This is a genomic window from Sphingobacterium thalpophilum, from assembly GCF_038396785.1.
Lineage (GTDB): Bacteria > Bacteroidota > Bacteroidia > Sphingobacteriales > Sphingobacteriaceae > Sphingobacterium > Sphingobacterium thalpophilum_A.
Genome location: NZ_CP151087.1, coordinates 5571460 through 5586870, shown reverse-complemented (window position 1 = coordinate 5586870; position 15411 = coordinate 5571460). Strand labels below are relative to the sequence as shown.

17 protein-coding genes are annotated in these 15411 nt (G+C 38.3%); 4 read left to right on the top strand and 13 right to left on the bottom strand.

Annotated elements, in window-relative coordinates; genetic code table 11:
* The first annotated feature begins 13 nt into the window (after nt 1-13).
* Nucleotides 14-1303 (top strand): histidinol dehydrogenase, encoded by a 1290-nt coding sequence (hisD, locus tag AACH28_RS24695; RefSeq protein WP_341831807.1) that lies wholly within the window; start codon nt 14-16, stop codon nt 1301-1303.
* 94 nt (nt 1304-1397) lie between these two features.
* Here the strand turns inward: hisD and AACH28_RS24690 are convergent, their stop codons facing one another.
* From AACH28_RS24690 to AACH28_RS24680, 3 genes are read right to left on the bottom strand one after another with little or no spacing between them, the layout of a single operon-like run.
* A complete protein-coding gene (locus tag AACH28_RS24690; RefSeq protein ID WP_341831806.1) occupies nt 1398-2312 on the bottom strand; it encodes a YARHG domain-containing protein in 915 nt (304 codons plus the stop codon).
* On the bottom strand, nt 2309-2950 hold the full coding sequence (locus tag AACH28_RS24685) for a DUF2306 domain-containing protein (protein WP_286896294.1): 642 nt from the start codon (nt 2948-2950) through the stop codon (nt 2309-2311). The genes AACH28_RS24690 and AACH28_RS24685 overlap by 4 nt, the downstream gene beginning before the upstream one ends.
* A gap of 7 nt (nt 2951-2957) precedes the next feature.
* Entirely contained in the window at nt 2958-4202 is a 1245-nt protein-coding gene (locus tag AACH28_RS24680) for an ABC transporter permease (RefSeq protein ID WP_341831805.1), read from the bottom strand.
* Between the two features lie 185 nt (nt 4203-4387).
* Here AACH28_RS24680 and queA point away from each other — a divergent pair, with 185 nt between their 5' ends.
* Nucleotides 4388-5437, top strand: a complete 1050-nt coding sequence (queA, locus tag AACH28_RS24675; RefSeq protein ID WP_070567689.1) for a tRNA preQ1(34) S-adenosylmethionine ribosyltransferase-isomerase QueA — start codon at nt 4388-4390, stop codon at nt 5435-5437.
* 84 nt (nt 5438-5521) lie between these two features.
* A complete protein-coding gene (locus AACH28_RS24670) occupies nt 5522-6205 on the top strand; it encodes a 2-C-methyl-D-erythritol 4-phosphate cytidylyltransferase (protein WP_115050707.1) in 684 nt (227 codons plus the stop codon).
* 4 nt (nt 6206-6209) lie between these two features.
* On the opposite strand, the gene AACH28_RS24665 is transcribed toward AACH28_RS24670, so the two are convergent.
* From AACH28_RS24665 to AACH28_RS24625, 9 genes are all read right to left on the bottom strand, one after another.
* The gene (locus AACH28_RS24665; RefSeq protein ID WP_341831804.1) at nt 6210-6365 is read right to left on the bottom strand and encodes a lmo0937 family membrane protein; all 156 of its coding nucleotides are present in this window, start codon (nt 6363-6365) and stop codon (nt 6210-6212) included.
* A 78-nt stretch (nt 6366-6443) separates the two neighbouring features.
* Nucleotides 6444-7211 carry an MBL fold metallo-hydrolase gene (locus AACH28_RS24660; RefSeq protein ID WP_070567693.1) on the bottom strand — a complete coding sequence of 256 codons (768 nt, stop codon included), beginning with the start codon at nt 7209-7211 and terminating at the stop codon, nt 6444-6446.
* On the bottom strand, nt 7208-7480 hold the full coding sequence (locus AACH28_RS24655; RefSeq protein ID WP_070567695.1) for a hypothetical protein: 273 nt from the start codon (nt 7478-7480) through the stop codon (nt 7208-7210). The genes AACH28_RS24660 and AACH28_RS24655 overlap by 4 nt, the downstream gene beginning before the upstream one ends.
* 86 nt (nt 7481-7566) lie before the next feature.
* Nucleotides 7567-8694, bottom strand: coding sequence for a glycosyltransferase (locus AACH28_RS24650; RefSeq protein WP_070567696.1), 1128 nt, complete (start codon nt 8692-8694; stop codon nt 7567-7569).
* A gap of 6 nt (nt 8695-8700) precedes the next feature.
* Nucleotides 8701-9651 (bottom strand): glycosyltransferase family 2 protein, encoded by a 951-nt coding sequence (locus AACH28_RS24645; RefSeq protein WP_046674669.1) that lies wholly within the window; start codon nt 9649-9651, stop codon nt 8701-8703.
* Between the two features lie 98 nt (nt 9652-9749).
* Entirely contained in the window at nt 9750-10352 is a 603-nt protein-coding gene (locus tag AACH28_RS24640) for a DUF4199 domain-containing protein (RefSeq protein ID WP_112376141.1), read from the bottom strand.
* A gap of 5 nt (nt 10353-10357) precedes the next feature.
* A complete protein-coding gene (locus tag AACH28_RS24635; protein ID WP_341831803.1) occupies nt 10358-11032 on the bottom strand; it encodes a hypothetical protein in 675 nt (224 codons plus the stop codon).
* A 4-nt stretch (nt 11033-11036) separates the two neighbouring features.
* Nucleotides 11037-12305, bottom strand: a complete 1269-nt coding sequence (locus tag AACH28_RS24630; protein ID WP_070567702.1) for a dihydroorotase family protein — start codon at nt 12303-12305, stop codon at nt 11037-11039.
* A 215-nt stretch (nt 12306-12520) separates the two neighbouring features.
* A complete protein-coding gene (locus AACH28_RS24625; RefSeq protein WP_070567704.1) occupies nt 12521-13090 on the bottom strand; it encodes a UbiX family flavin prenyltransferase in 570 nt (189 codons plus the stop codon).
* Nucleotides 13091-13439: 349 nt separating this feature from the next.
* Between AACH28_RS24625 and AACH28_RS24620 the strand changes: the two genes are divergently transcribed.
* A complete protein-coding gene (locus AACH28_RS24620; RefSeq protein WP_075993358.1) occupies nt 13440-14090 on the top strand; it encodes an ankyrin repeat domain-containing protein in 651 nt (216 codons plus the stop codon).
* On the opposite strand, the gene AACH28_RS24615 is transcribed toward AACH28_RS24620, so the two are convergent.
* Nucleotides 14087-15370, bottom strand: a complete 1284-nt coding sequence (locus tag AACH28_RS24615) for a DUF2851 family protein (RefSeq protein ID WP_341831802.1) — start codon at nt 15368-15370, stop codon at nt 14087-14089. The genes AACH28_RS24620 and AACH28_RS24615 overlap by 4 nt on opposite strands.
* Nucleotides 15371-15411: the final 41 nt, after the last annotated feature.

Genomic DNA, 15411 nt, shown 5'->3' with positions numbered 1-15411 from the left:
GCGAGGTACGACTATGTTAAAAAAATATGATTACAAGACCCTAGGGAAAGAGGAAATACAACAATTAGTTGCCCGAAATATGGACCCCAACAATGCAATTCAGGATGTTGTTCAGGAGATTATTCAACAAGTACGTCAACAAGGTGATGTGGTTCTGCGCGAATATGCCGCCAAATTTGATAAAGTTGAACTTGACAGATTATATTTAGACGAGGAAGATATCGACGCTTTGGCGTCTACCATAGGCCGTGATCAACAGAGAGCACTTGAAATCGCTTTTCAAAATATCCATAAATTCCATAGTACACAGCTAAAAAGAGAGCGTACGGTTGAAACAATGCCCGGTGTAAAATGCTGGCGAGAAGTCCGTCCGATTGAAAAAGTTGGACTTTACATCCCTGGCGGGTCAGCAGTTTTACCAAGCACGCTTTTAATGCTTGGTGTCCCGGCAAGGATAGCTGGATGCAAAGAGATCGTCGTTTGTTCTCCACCTCAATCCAATGGAAAAATCAATGGCTTTGTCGCTTTTTGTTTAAAATTACTTAAGATAAACAGAATATACTTAGTTGGAGGTGCTCAGGCCGTTGCAGCGATGGGTTTTGGAACGGAGACCATACCAAAAGTGGATAAGATCTTTGGCCCGGGCAATCAATTTGTCACAAAAGCAAAATCCATCATACAGGGGCTAGCAAATGTCAGTATTGATATGCCTGCAGGACCATCCGAAGTGCTGGTCGTCGCGGATGAATCGGCAAGCCCAGCATTTGTGGCAGCAGATCTTTTGGCACAGGCTGAACATGGAGCCGACAGTCAAGCAGTCCTGGTTGCAACATCCAATGCGCTAGTTGATGCAGTCAACACAGCCCTTGTAGCCCAGTTAGCGGTTTTGCCACGCAAGGAACTCGCTTCAAAAGCGATTGAAAATTCCTATGCAGTAACTGTTGAGACGCTTCGGGAGGCCATACAGTTTTCAAACGATTATGCACCAGAACACCTTATTTTGGAGACGGACCAATGGGAATCCTTAACACGCTATATCAGCAATGCTGGTTCTGTTTTTTTAGGACACTTAACACCTGAAAGCGCAGGAGATTATGCCTCAGGTACAAATCACACACTACCGACATCAGGTTATGCACGCTCCTATTCAGGCGTATCGGTAGATTCTTTTGTTAAAAAAGTTACCTTTCAACATATAAACGAAACCGGGCTTCAACAAATCGGATCAGTGGTTGAAATACTCGCTGAACTCGAGGGACTACAGGCGCATAAAAATGCGATTTCCATTCGGAAGAATGGATAAAACATCACGATCAATCACACAAAAAAGGCTTTACAATGTAAAGCCTTTTTTGTGTGATTGATCGCATAAATATTGTCTCGTAATGCCAACTGGATTATCTTCCAAAGGTGTCATAATTATCTGTTGCATATTTTTCAAACCTAGTCAGCAAGGCTATATTATCTTTTTCCAGTTGACTTAAGTCTGCACTCACATCTTTTGAAATAGGTACATACCAATCTACAGGCTCAAAAAATTGGCGAATGCTGGGTTTAGTAAACGCATAGCCATGTCGGGCGAAAATGGTATTCCGAATAATTTCCAAATCTAATTTCTTGAGGTTTTTCAGATCTTTCTCTGTCAACTTTTGCTTAGACGCATTTACAGTAAAGACTGCGGGAGATGCAGATCTATAATATTGTATAATGTATGTATACGTTGAGTCACCATCCACGTCAGTTTCCTCTTTTCTTTTTTCATTAATCCAGTCAACCAAGGTCCCCTCCTCTCCATCCTGATTTTTAAGCATCAGATTTGGATTATAGGCAAATTGTTTTTTCAACAATTTAAAGTTTCGCTTTTTGATCTTTACACCCTGGTCATACGCAGACCAGTTACCAATTAGCGTGTCATGATTAAGCTTAATTTCAAAACGCCCGTCGGATTTTCTGTCTCCAGGTTCATCCAATAATAAGCGAATATCAGTACCGTTTTCTTCCAACTTCCCTACAAAAGAGCGCAGATTCCCCTTTACAACATTCTGTCCATAAACACCTCCTTTATCGGTAATTTTCTTTATCGTCAGATTTATCTTGGGAGCGTAATCCGTTGTTGGCAAACCCTCATCTTCTCCAAGTGTACTTTCATCAACGACAAAGTCGCCAACCCAATTACCGTAAAGTTCCTGATGGGCCTCACGCTCGACGGCAACAGTATCTTTTATTTCGGCAGTTTCATTCTTTTTACTTTTCCCATCCTTACAACCAAGGACTGCTCCAAGCAATAACAGTAAACAAAGGTTTTTCTTCATAATTTATGATTTTTTTGATAAATAATAAATTCCGCCAGCAACAAATTAGGTATCCATCCCAGCCATGCAATAATTTGATAAACATCCATGGGATTGGGCTGAAAGAAGTATACTAAAGCAACCTTCCAAAAACGTAGGGTCAATGCCGAGCAGGTTAATGCAAAACTACGGATCATAAAATCACGGTGTTTATCAAATTTTCGCTGACTCGCCAAACGAACTGCCCGCCATGTAAAATAGCACCATCCAAGCCCCAATAATTCAAAGGCAATAATAGCGGTTAACCCGCCATTCGCCACGGATCCAATAAGCAAACCTGAAGGAGCGGCAAAAACCAAAATGGCGAATACATATAAATACCCGATACTTCGATGGACTCGCGGATATTTATTCAATAGATAAGTATTAAACTGCGTAAAGCCGGCAGGCAAGGCAAAGATAGCCGTGCAAACATGGATATAAAACACGTAGCGATACCACCAAAGTGATTCTATTTCGGTCTGCTTAATCATCAAGAAATTAGCATCGAGAGAGAAGCCGCGATAGCGAAAAGTAATTTCAGCCATCAACAGGCAGCTGTAAGCAAAGATTAAAAGCCAAAATCCATGTAATATCGAAAATTGAGCCCTTTTAAACATACCTTTTTTATTTACTCCGAATCGCTTCTACCGGATCCAATCGAGAAGCCATTAAAGCTGGAACAATGCCCGATATTAACCCAATAAAAGTAGAAAGTGAAACAGTAAGCATTACCATTTTCAAACTGACCACAATAGCAACGCCAATCGCAGCTTGTACCACAAAAGCCAAAAAATAGACGACAACGAGACCAATCCCTCCACCCAACAAACAAAGTACAATAGACTCTACTAAAAATTGTGAAAGAATAAAGAAATTTTTAGCTCCTAGCGCTTTCTGAATTCCGATGATATGTGTACGTTCTTTGACACTTACAAACATAATATTGGCAATGCCAAAACCGCCGACTAAAATTGAAAAAATACCAATTGAAAAACCCGCCAGATTAATGATACCAAAAAGCTGATCCAATGCACCTGTGATCATTGTTGTCTGGTTAATGGAAAAATTCTCCTCCCGTTGTGGTGATATACGACGAATCGACCGCATAAGTGTTTTCGCTTCGCTCTCAGCCTCGCCAAGCGTGTAGTTCGATTTAATAACCATCGCTATACTCGGTGAGAAATTATCATAGTTGACCAAATTTCTAGCCAGCTCAAACGGAATAAAGGCTGTATCATCCGGAGAGGTATTAATCAATACACCATTTCCTTCTTTCTTTAATACACCAATAACCTGAATTTTTCGGCCTAACATATTGATATATTTGCCAACTGGTTCCTCATTAGGAAAAAGCCCCTCTGCAATATTTGCGCCCAACACAGTTACAAGAGCTCCACCCCTCGACTCACTTTCAGCAAAGTAACGACCATCTATAATATTCAAATTTTGAATGTAAAGATTTTCGTAAGTCGCAGCATTAACCGATGAGCCTTGGGCCGAATTATTTTTATATTTAATAGTCGTATTGCCGATATTGATCATATACGCCATATACTCAGCCGTCGTCATCCGGCTTTTTAAATCCAGGTAATTATTGTATGTGGGTTCGGGTCTATTCAAGTATTTCCACCAAGGGAAATTTGGGCCGCCATCCCAGGGCCATTTTTCGATATACAGTGTTTTGCTGCCAATCTTCTTGACTGATTCCTCTATATTATTCCGTAGGGTATCTACTGCAGAAAATACACCAATAATCGTAAAAATACCGATGGTCACACCCAGCAGCGAAAGTAAGGTGCGAGTACGATTGTCTTTCAATGCCGAAAAAGCAAACTGACAACTCTCCAATATCAATCTAAAAAATAGCATAATTGTATTCTAAAATACAATATAGTTTTGATTTAATGTCAAAATCCCCAAAAATATATACATTAATTAGAAATATGGCTCTTCCATACCCGAAAAAGTTATAACTTTGTATGCTTTTGGCAGCCTGGTATTTGGTGCACTGTAATGCACTGAAAGGCAGATATTAATATATACTATTATTAAAGATGAAGTTATCTCAATTTAAATTCAACTTACCAGAATCATTACTTGCTTCTGAACCTTCTGAAAATCGTGACGAATCACGCTTGATGGTCCTACATAGAGATACTGGTAAAATTGAACACAAAATTTTCAAAGATGTATTGGATTATTTCGATGACAAGGATGTCATGATCTTAAACAATACTAAAGTTTTTCCAGCGCGCCTTTACGGTAATAAAGAAAAAACTGGAGCGACGATTGAAGTTTTCTTGTTGCGTGAATTGAACAATGAACTTCGTCTTTGGGATGTATTGGTAGACCCTGCGCGTAAAATCCGTGTAGGCAACAAATTATATTTCGGTGATGATGATTTATTGGTTGCCGAAGTGGTTGACAATACAACTTCTCGTGGTCGTACAATTAGATTTTTATTTGACGGTACCGATGAAGAGTTCCGCCGTAATATCGAAATCTTAGGTGAAACTCCGCTTCCTAAATATATCAAGCGTAAAGCTACACCGGAAGATAAATTCCGTTATCAAACAATCTATGCAAAAAATGAAGGGGCTGTCGCTGCACCTACAGCGGGACTTCACTTCTCCAGAGAGTTAATGAAACGCTTGGAACTAAAAGGCGTTGATTTTGCAGAAGTTACTCTTCACGTTGGGCTTGGAACTTTCCGTACCGTTGAAGTCGAAGATTTAACCAAACATAAGATGGATTCCGAACAGTTTATCATCACTGATGAGGCTGCGCGCGTTGTTAATAAAGCTATCGATAACAAACGTCGTGTGTGTGCTGTAGGAACGACTTCTATGCGTGCAATAGAATCTTCTGTTTCTGCAGACCATCACTTAAAAGCGGCTTCTGACTGGACCAGTAAGTTCATCTACCCTCCTTACGATTTCAGTATTGCAAACTCGATGATTACAAACTTCCACACGCCAGAATCTACACTTTTGGTGATGATTGCTGCTTTCGCTGGTTACGAAAACGTCATGAATGCATACGAAGTTGCAGTAAAAGAAAAATACAGATTCTATAGCTATGGTGATGCCATGTTAATTATCTAATGATTTGATATAACAAAAACAGAAAACGTGGATGGCTTCATAACTATCCACGTTTTTTTTAAATAAAAACCCTTCAATAATAACATGAATTTTGCCATAATCGTTGCTGCAGGAATCGGAAACAGGATGAAAAGCGATCTTCCAAAGCAGTTTCTTAACTTGGATGGGCTGCCGATCGTGATGCATACTATTGATCGCTTCTATCAATCCAACACCATTTCAGAAGTTATCTTGGTAATCAGTGAAGCAATGGAAAGCTATTGGAACCAGTTATGTGTAAAGTATCAGTTTGACAGACCAATACATATTGCATTTGGCGGAAAAACTCGTTTCGAAAGCGTAAAGAACGGTATAGACTACATTAAACAAAACTTCGACATTGGTCCTAAAGATTACATCGCCGTACACGATGGAGCTCGTCCGATTATTTCGGACGATTTAATTAGAAAGGCTTTTCAGGGAGCTTACGAACACCAAGCAATTGTATTGGCACAAAAGAGTGTTGAATCGGTGCGTTTAGGAAATATATCCACAAATACCGCCACAGATAGAAATCAGATTTGGCTGATACAAACTCCACAAGTCTTCCTCGGAGCATTGTTGTTAAAATCCTACCAACAAGATGAAGATCCACTTTTTACAGATGATGCTTCAGTGGTCGAAAAAACGGGCAAAAGTATTTATATTGTTGAAGGTGATTCTAAGAATATAAAAATCACCTATCCCCAAGACTTACAAATTGCCCAACTTTATTTAAAACTAATTTAAATGGTTAAGCATTGCCACGAATAACACGTAGTAATACAACGATAATTGCAATCACCAAAAGAATGTGGATGATATTATTTCCAGCCGCATAACCTCCAAAAAAGCTTATCGTCCAAATGATAACTAAAATAACGGCGATGATGTACAGTAAATTTCCCATTTCCTTATAATTTAATACCTAATTTATTTTTTATAGGTATAACAACGAAAAAAGGACTATAGTTTTATATTAAATAGATTAGGTTATATCCAACTGTAATCTGTCATAGGCTAGAAACATATTTTCGGGCAATTCTCCTGAAACAACTTCATGCAATCCCATTCGATGCCCAATATGTGTAAAATAGGTTTTGTCGGCATGAATATCATCGGCAAATTCAATCGCCTCTTCCAACGTTAAATGTGAAATATGAGATTCCTTCTGTAAAGCATTTACGACAAGAATCTTTACTCCTTCCAATAATTTTCTTGATTCGTCAGAAATGAACTTCGCATCAGTAATATAGGCGAAATCTCCAATTCTAAAGCCCAACACAGGCATTTTATAATGCAGGACCTCGATAGGCATAATTTCCTTTCCGAATAAAGACAATGGCACACCAGCCTTTATCTCTTCCAAATCCAGTCTAGGCGCTCCTGGGTATTTAATTTCCGTAAATGCATAATAAAATTCACGCTTTAGTGCTTCATGAAGTGCTTCGGTGCCATAAATTGAAATAGAACTATGCTGCTGATAATTAAACGCTCTAACATCGTCCAGTCCCGCAATATGATCTTTATGTGAGTGCGTCATTAATACGGCGTCCAAATGCATAACTTTCTCGCGCAGCATCTGGTATCTAAAATCAGGACCGGTATCGACAACCAATGTATGCTGATTGTATTCAATAAGAATAGAAGAACGTAATCTCTTATCACGTTTGTCTTCAGATTGACAGACCTGACATTGGCATGCTATTACTGGCACCCCTTGTGATGTTCCGGTTCCTAAAAATGTTATTCTCAAGCTACAATTTTTGATTTCAACACATCTTCATATAGTGGAAGAAATTTTTCAGAAATAACCTCCGAATCAATATCAATATCCAGTAATATATTCCACAGTGACTGGATTTTTATTTCAAGATTCGAAAACTTATTGACTACGACCACTTTTGTCGTCTGCAACATACAGGCACCGGTACGAAAGGAACCTTTCTCGTACCTCACTTTATACCCCTGCTCTTTGAAAAACTCCTCTATTTTCGTTAAACTGCTTTGTGTAAACGGTAACAAAATCTCTCCTCCTTTTAAATTTCTACCTCAGTCTCCCAAACTTAGATAAATTTGATTTTATATACAAATAAAATCACGAATGTCAATCAATCGACCAACTTAAGGAGTTCATTGCCAAAAGTATCCCAGCTATATTTCTTTTTCTCGTCAATAATATTTGTTCTAAATTGCTCTTCTTTATTGTAGTGGTAAAATGAAAAAATACCGTCGGCCATTTGACGGGCATCAGGTTCCACGACATAACCAACATACTCATGCTGAACTAATTCAGGCAATCCCCCAACGTTACTGACAATCATCGGTAAATCAAAATGATAAGCAACCTGCGTAATTCCACTCTGTGTAGCACTCCGATAGGGCAAGACCACACAATCTGCCGCTGAAAAATACCTTCCGACCTCCTGATTAGGAATAAAATCAGTATGCATAAAAATAAACTCTTCCAGTTTATACTTTTTTATAAGGTTCAAATAAGGAGCAGGGTCACCATAAAATTCGCCTGCGAGCAGCAATTTCACCCCAAGGGTACGTATTCTGGGATCAGCCAATGCCTCCAGGAGGATATCCAAACCCTTGTATTGACGAATAAAACCAAAAAACAATACGACTTTATCCCCCTCGGCAATCTTAAGTAATCGACGTGCTTCCTTTTTACTCTGATGTACACCATAGTTATCATAGAGTGGATGCGGCGTATATACCGCTGGCATTTTCGGGCTTAACATTTTCAGATCTGCCAGCACACTTTTACTCATGGTGAGACAAGCATCAACAGACTTTAAAAAATAACGAATCAATAAGCTATCCCCTATCCGTTGTTCATGAGGAATGATATTATCAGCGATGCATACAATCTTAGTATGTTTATTTTTTCGAACTTGTCGTTGAATTGTTCCCAAACAAGGTCCAAAAAACGGCATCCAAAATCGTACAATAAGCAAATCATAATTTGCCTTTTTTAGTTCTTTACCTACCTTAATCCAATTAAATGGATTAATGGAATTGACCGTGGTCTTAATATGAAGGCCAGTTGGTGCTGGCTCATCCGAATATTGAGACTTTCCGGGAAAAAGGAAATTAGGATACTGTAAGCTGAAAGAATAGATGTCCACTTCATGCCCTGCTTCCTGAAAGTGAAATGCCAATCGTTCATTAAAAGATGCTATCCCACCGCCCCTTAACGGATAAGCGGACCCTAAAATCACAATTCGCATAATTAATTAAATGACTTTCTCAATTTGATAATCATTCCGATCGGAGCTGCTTCTAGACACTAACTCAGCCAAAAAACCAGTCAGAAATAATTGTGTTCCCAAAATAATCGCTGTCAGCGCAAAGAAAAATAAAGGTTGATCTGTTATATCTCTAAATGGTGTGCCGCTGGCGATACTCATCAATTTGTGGCAAATTAAATAAATGGAGATAAATAAACCTGCAAGAAAACTAATCACGCCCATAACACCAAAAAAGTGCATCGGTCTTTTCGAAAATTTCCCGACAAAAAATATGGATAATAAATCTAAGAAACCTTTCACAAAACGACCCGGGCCAAATTTGGTGGTACCATATTTACGTGGGTAATGCTGTACTACCTGTTCCTGTATATTGGTAAATCCTGCCCATTTTGCAATAACAGGGATGTAACGATGCATCTCGCCATAAACTTCGATGTTTTTGACAACATCTTTCTTATAAGCTTTAAGACCACAATTAAAATCATGCAGGTTATAAATTCCAGACATCGATCTTGTCACCCCATTGAATAATTTGGTTGGGATTGTTTTGGTCAATGGGTCATAGCGTTTTTGCTTCCAACCCGATACTAAATCCGCTCCCTTATTCACGATCCGATCATACAGTTCAGGAATCTCATCTGGACTATCCTGTAGATCTGCATCCATTGTAATAACCACATCGCCCTGTGCAGCAGCAAAGCCTACATTTAAAGCCGCAGATTTTCCGTAATTGCGTCGGAACTTTATCGCAGAAATATTCGTGTTCTTTAACTTCAACTCTTCGATAACTTTCCAAGAATTATCTTTACTCCCATCATCAACTAAAATAATTTCATAGGAAAAATGATTGGCCGCCATAACGCGGTCGATCCAAGCTGTCAATTCGGGTAAGGATTCTTCTTCATTAAATAAAGGAACAACAACAGAAATATCCATGTGAATGTTAATCATGCTAAAAATGTAGTATTATAATACCAACAAAGGTATTACTTTTTCAGTAATACCTTATAGGGTCAATTTTATTTTATTAAACACTAATTGGTCTCTTGTTTGATCACCAATTTTTCTCGTTTTGTCAAGGCTGATAATAGTAATGCAAAAACAAATTGAAACATCAGCGTGATAGCCAACCCTTTGAGCACCTGCCCTAGCGTTATCTTTCCAATAGCATCAACTTGCTTTTCAAGTTCCGCGATTTTTGAATCGATAACCTCATCCGGCACATTGTTCTTTTCCATATACTCAATTGTAACATTAATTGTATGTGTCACCACCTTTTCTTGTAAAGTTGGATTAATGAAATTAACATACGCCTGTGTCCCAATTGTTGAAATAATAGTAGAAATAGCAAGCATCATAAATATGGATTTTAATGCTATAGAAAAATTCCAGTATCCGCCATTTGCTTTCCTAAGAGAGAAAGCGAAAAGCGCAGAAATAATAACAAAAAGACCAGTATTAACAATAAATGACATCGACATTACCCCCCAAAAGGAATTTAAGTCTTTGACAACAAACAAGACGACTAATCCGAGAATGAAAGAAATTATTCCCAGGATAACACCGTAAATAATACTTTTCTTTTTGTCAATTACCGCATCAAATCCTACATTACTTTGGTTGATTGAATCTGCCATAAAAATTATTTGTTATAGTAATTACTAATTATTTGGTAAAGTGCAATATCAAATGCCTTATTGGAAGACGCTTCTGCATACTCTTCAAATTGTTTTTCAGATGGTTTCAACTCACTAAAGAAGCTCATGATAGGATAAAAAAGTTCGTAGACTTCACTTCTCGGATTTAATCCTTTTCCTACTTTTGCAATTTCAGCATACGGGCTATCTACTACAATTTGATTGGCAATGATATCTTCATAAATTTCATGCTCATCCTGAAATTCATCTTCATCAACTAATAAAAATTCCTTTAAGAAATCATCCAATTCAGGTTCAATCTCATCGTCCTTGCATTCCCCTAAATAAAGAAAAATATTCAACAATTCTGTTCCCCTATCTATAGTTTCATCTTCTATAGCCTCCCATTCCTCGGAATCCAAATAGTCATCTTCAAGCTTTAAAACATCATTGGAGAAAAAGTTCATGAGTAAAAGGTCTACATAAACCTCACGCAACTCATCAAAAAGTGGATAATCATCAAAAGATTGATCCAACAGTTCTAATTTCTCTAAATAATTTGCTTCCGTATTGAATACGGCAATAATCTTTTCAAGAAATTCCGGGGCAGTCGAGATCCCATCAACCTTGCCATAATTTAATATACCTGCCTCAACGGCTGCTTTAATATTTGCTTCCATGGTTTTAATCGTTTTTTATGATTTGATTATTATTGATGATCAATTCGACAGCACCTTTTAAAGTCTGTCCAAATAATGGAGAATTTTTAGATTTAGATCTATTTGTTGTTTCATCGAAGTTCCAAGTCTTCACAGGGTCAAATACGACAAGATTGGCTATTGCTCCCTCCTCAATAAGAGGAACTTCAAGTCCTAGAATCTGCCGGGGTCTAACTGAAAGACTATTGACAATTTGTTCTTCATTTAATCCAGCACGAACCAAGAGTGGTAATACGGTCTGCAGTCCAATAATTCCATTTTTTGCAATATGGAATTCAACATTCTTAAATTCTATTTCATGCGGTGTGTGTTGCGAAACAACAGCATCGATAGTACCGTCCTTAACGCCTTTAAGTAATACCTTCAGATCGGCCTTTGTGCGTAATGGGGGGCTTACCTTATAATTACTATCAAAACCGACAATATCATCATCAGTAAACACCAATTGATGTGCAGCAACATCACATGTTACTGGAAGACCTTTTGCTTTCGCTTTTTTTATCAGATCGACAGCTTCTGGAGTGCTGATGGATGCAAAATGAATTGGAGCTCCAGTATATTCCGCTAAATACAGATCACGAGAAACCATTAACGATTCGGCCAGGTTAGGAATACCTTTCATTCCCAAATAAGTACTCATCGCACCTTCATTCATTTTGTTTCCACCTGCCATAGACTCATCTTCAGCATGTGAAAAAATCAATCCATCGAATCCCTTAGCGTATAACAACGCTCTGCTCATTAATCCCGCCTGCTGTACACTCCTGTTTCCATCACTAAAAGCGACAGCACCCGTTTGCTTCATATCAAATAGCTCGGCCAGTTCTTTCCCTTCTCTCTTTTTACTGATCGCTCCAATTGGATGTACATCAACAATATTTCCTTTCGCTGTATTGACAATAAGTGCAACCTCGGAACGGCTTTGAATCGCCGGTTCGGTATTAGGCATTACGGCTACTCCAGTAAATCCTCCAGCAGCAGCTGCTGCGCTTCCACTAACGATGTCTTCTTTGGTTTCTAATCCAGGTTCTCCAAAATTGGCATGTAGGTCAAAAAAACCTGGCGCTAAAACTTTTCCGGCACCATCTAAGGTTTCTATATTTTTATCAGCTACTTTGACAGATTTTCCAATCTGTGCAATCTTTCCCTTTTCGATAAATACATCAACTTGCTGCTGATGAAATTCGTTACCAGGTAAAATTACTTTAACAGAAGTAATCAATAAGCTTTTCATATATGAATGTGATTGAAATTAAAAGGATACAACTTGTTTATCGAAGCGGGTAGCGTGCGCAGTAAGAATGGACAGACAGTGGCTTTATCACTATAAATCATATAGCTATAAATAACTTTTTCGCGTGATGCTCGTGATTGCTTCATTTCGAGAAACAAAGTTACAAAATACAAATTTATTATAGAACATTAAAAATAGATTTCAACGAGGAATAACTAGGCATTTTCTCCCCACTGATAATGTTTAAATTCAAACCCAGCAAGACTCAAAATCCGATCAACCACGGTTTCCGCGACTTCGTCCAAAGTCTTTGGTAAGCTATAGAATGAAGGTGATGCCGGACAAATGATACCTCCGGCCTCTGTTACCAATTTCATGTTCTGGATATGTATAATACTTAGTGGTGTCTCACGGGTAACCAAAATCAATCTTCGTCGCTCTTTTAGCACGACATCGGCCGCTCGGGTTGTCAAATCAGAAGACACACCGTGGGCTATCCTTGATAATGTCCCCATTGAACACGGACAGACAATCATCGTATCATAGCGAGCCGATCCTGATGCAAAAGGAGCAAAGAAATCACCCTTGTCATAAAACTTGAACGGCACATCCTGATAACTCTCATCGCCCAACTCCGCACGCCATACATCCTTCGCATTATTCGACATCACAATCCCAACCTCTGCGATCTGTGTTTTTAATACCAATAGTTTTTTAAGTAAAACTTTAGCATAGATTGAGCCGCTAGCTCCAGTAATGGCAACAACAATTTTTCTCTTAGACATCTCTTTTAAAATAATAAAAACAAAGCTATAAAAAAAGGGTCGTAGTGAGAAACACCCGACCCTACATCTACCTATGAAAAACATGCCCTTGGGAGGGGCTTAACAAAAGTACATCTACTTTTTAATTTACAAAAACATTATGCGCATTACTACACATTTGTGTATATAAAATACCCCAAAAATAACTTTTTCCCGGATTTTAAGATCCAATTCACCCCGTAAAAACACCCTTCTTCTAAATTTCAGTTCAATCCCAAGCAAAATTAAATACAAATATTTTCGCAAATCAAACATTTATTCTCATCAATAAAGTCTATTTTAGTGACAACGTTAGACAATTTGTTAAGACATGAACCTTTCCGTTTTAGAACAATATATTGAAGAAGGCAGAAGCCATGATATCGACTTATTATTGATTGGAAATCCCGAACTTTTACAAGAAACAACGAGTCATGGAATTTCTCCCCTCCTATTGGCTTGCTATTACAACAAACCCCAGATCATTCGGACACTTTTACAACACACCAAATCCATGACTATCCATGAGGCCTGTGCGGCCGGGTTAACCTCATACCTGGAGGCTATTATTTTGCAAGCTCCATCTGTTGTCAACGAATGGTCATCACAGGGTTTTACGCCATTGACCTTAGCAACATATTTCAACAAAGCAGACATTGTCCGTCTTTTGCTATCCAAAAAAGTCAATCCCAATGTCGTAACCAAAAATGAACAACTCACCACTGCGCTACATATTGCTGCGGCAAACAACAATGAAGAGATCGGCAAGTTGCTTATCGATGCTAATGCAAATGTCAATGCCATTCAAGCTACTGGTGAAACTCCACTTCATTTCGCGGCTCAATTTGGTAATATCGACTTTATTGTTGCCTTACTCGAAAATGGAGCCGACACCAGAGTCATCAATATTTCAGGATTAGCTCCAATGGATATGGCATATGAAAAAGGCCATAAGGAGATTGCAGAGATTTTAAAGAATTAATTTCTTTTTAAAATTTCTGATCCTATACTGCAATGAAGGCAGCGCTTCCTATCACAGTAAAATCTCTTTAATTGCAAAATCCCTTGACTTTGCAATGCGCTTTGAACAGGCCAATCATATTGAGTAAATTGTCTCACAACAACATTTTTTTCTGCAGGAAGCTGCTCCAAAAGATCTAGCGCTTTATCAATATATGACTGAATACTAAAATATTTACCGTATGAAAAAAGAAATACGATAATCACGTTAATAACAAGCGTGTTAATAGTTTCTTTACCCAGCCGAACCGATGTTTTTACCTTCGTTTTTGTACCGAAAGAAAAATATCCCCCAAAATAATCACCCGGCGACTCTATCTTAAATAATTTTCGAGCAGCCTCCAAATCATCCACAGCCAAAATCTTAGCAACGCCCAACTCGTTCTTACTAAACAAAAGAGCTAATTGCGTGATTCGCCGTTCAGGAAAATTATAAGGTCTCATTCTCATCCTTTTCCAAACCCCATAAATAGCCTCTATACCATGAATACGTTTTTGATACTCAAATTCACCAGCTAGCCGCTTCATATACTCGCTTTCTTGTCCTTGAATAAACAGCCTGCTGATCCCAAAGAAAAGAGCCTCTATTTTAAATAGGTTGGAACGATATTTTTGTAAAATGTTCCAAGGTAATTTTTCCCCAAGCTCCTGAAATGTATCTGCATTAACTTTTAATCCCATACATCTGCAGATCCATACCCATAAAGTTTTTTCCCAATCCGTATTACATTGTTTTAAGATCACCGACATTTGTTGAAACTTCATTTCTAGGCGTTCAATAGCTAAACTACTCAGCCATATGGATTTTTTAAAAAGATCGACAGAACTAAGCTGAAATTCACAAGGTATCGAACTTTTAGTATTCATCATCACTGAATACCGCTCCAAGAGATGCTGTTCCACATATTCCGAAAGCACCAATGTCGGTATAGATGTCCCATCATTTCGGTAGATAACTTTATCATTTTTCCACACCACATGTAAGATAACGTTATTATAAACGACATCTTCTTGATGACAATGTCGATCCCAATCCGAAGATTGGATATGCATCTCGACATGACCAAACCAATCATTATCTTTACACCTAATATGTGACATGAGAAAATCGGGGCCGGAATCTGTATTATATTGCCCCACATGAACAACGACCAAGGGTTCTCCATCAGTAGAATTCAACCCATTTGCACGGAATAGCCGAAGTTTCCAGATAAACTGCATTAAGTTTTCTGTAACTAACATAATTGTAAATTTTAGAATTAAATCAACCGGCTATGGCTTAT

Excerpts from the sequence above, each read along its gene's own strand:
- hisD (WP_341831807.1), top strand. The coding sequence starts at position 14 with ATGTTAAAAAAATATGATTACAAGACCCTAGGGAAAGAGGAAATACAA.
- AACH28_RS24690 (WP_341831806.1), bottom strand. The coding sequence starts at position 2,312 with ATGAAGAAAAACCTTTGTTTACTGTTATTGCTTGGAGCAGTCCTTGGT.
- AACH28_RS24685 (WP_286896294.1), bottom strand. The coding sequence starts at position 2,950 with ATGTTTAAAAGGGCTCAATTTTCGATATTACATGGATTTTGGCTTTTA.
- AACH28_RS24680 (WP_341831805.1), bottom strand. The coding sequence starts at position 4,202 with ATGCTATTTTTTAGATTGATATTGGAGAGTTGTCAGTTTGCTTTTTCG.
- queA (WP_070567689.1), top strand. The coding sequence starts at position 4,388 with ATGAAGTTATCTCAATTTAAATTCAACTTACCAGAATCATTACTTGCT.
- AACH28_RS24670 (WP_115050707.1), top strand. The coding sequence starts at position 5,522 with ATGAATTTTGCCATAATCGTTGCTGCAGGAATCGGAAACAGGATGAAA.
- AACH28_RS24665 (WP_341831804.1), bottom strand. The coding sequence starts at position 6,365 with ATGGGAAATTTACTGTACATCATCGCCGTTATTTTAGTTATCATTTGG.
- AACH28_RS24650 (WP_070567696.1), bottom strand. The coding sequence starts at position 8,694 with ATGCGAATTGTGATTTTAGGGTCCGCTTATCCGTTAAGGGGCGGTGGG.
- AACH28_RS24645 (WP_046674669.1), bottom strand. The coding sequence starts at position 9,651 with ATGGATATTTCTGTTGTTGTTCCTTTATTTAATGAAGAAGAATCCTTA.
- AACH28_RS24640 (WP_112376141.1), bottom strand. The coding sequence starts at position 10,352 with ATGGCAGATTCAATCAACCAAAGTAATGTAGGATTTGATGCGGTAATT.
- AACH28_RS24635 (WP_341831803.1), bottom strand. The coding sequence starts at position 11,032 with ATGGAAGCAAATATTAAAGCAGCCGTTGAGGCAGGTATATTAAATTAT.
- AACH28_RS24630 (WP_070567702.1), bottom strand. The coding sequence starts at position 12,305 with ATGAAAAGCTTATTGATTACTTCTGTTAAAGTAATTTTACCTGGTAAC.
- AACH28_RS24625 (WP_070567704.1), bottom strand. The coding sequence starts at position 13,090 with ATGTCTAAGAGAAAAATTGTTGTTGCCATTACTGGAGCTAGCGGCTCA.
- AACH28_RS24620 (WP_075993358.1), top strand. The coding sequence starts at position 13,440 with ATGAACCTTTCCGTTTTAGAACAATATATTGAAGAAGGCAGAAGCCAT.
- AACH28_RS24615 (WP_341831802.1), bottom strand. The coding sequence starts at position 15,370 with ATGTTAGTTACAGAAAACTTAATGCAGTTTATCTGGAAACTTCGGCTA.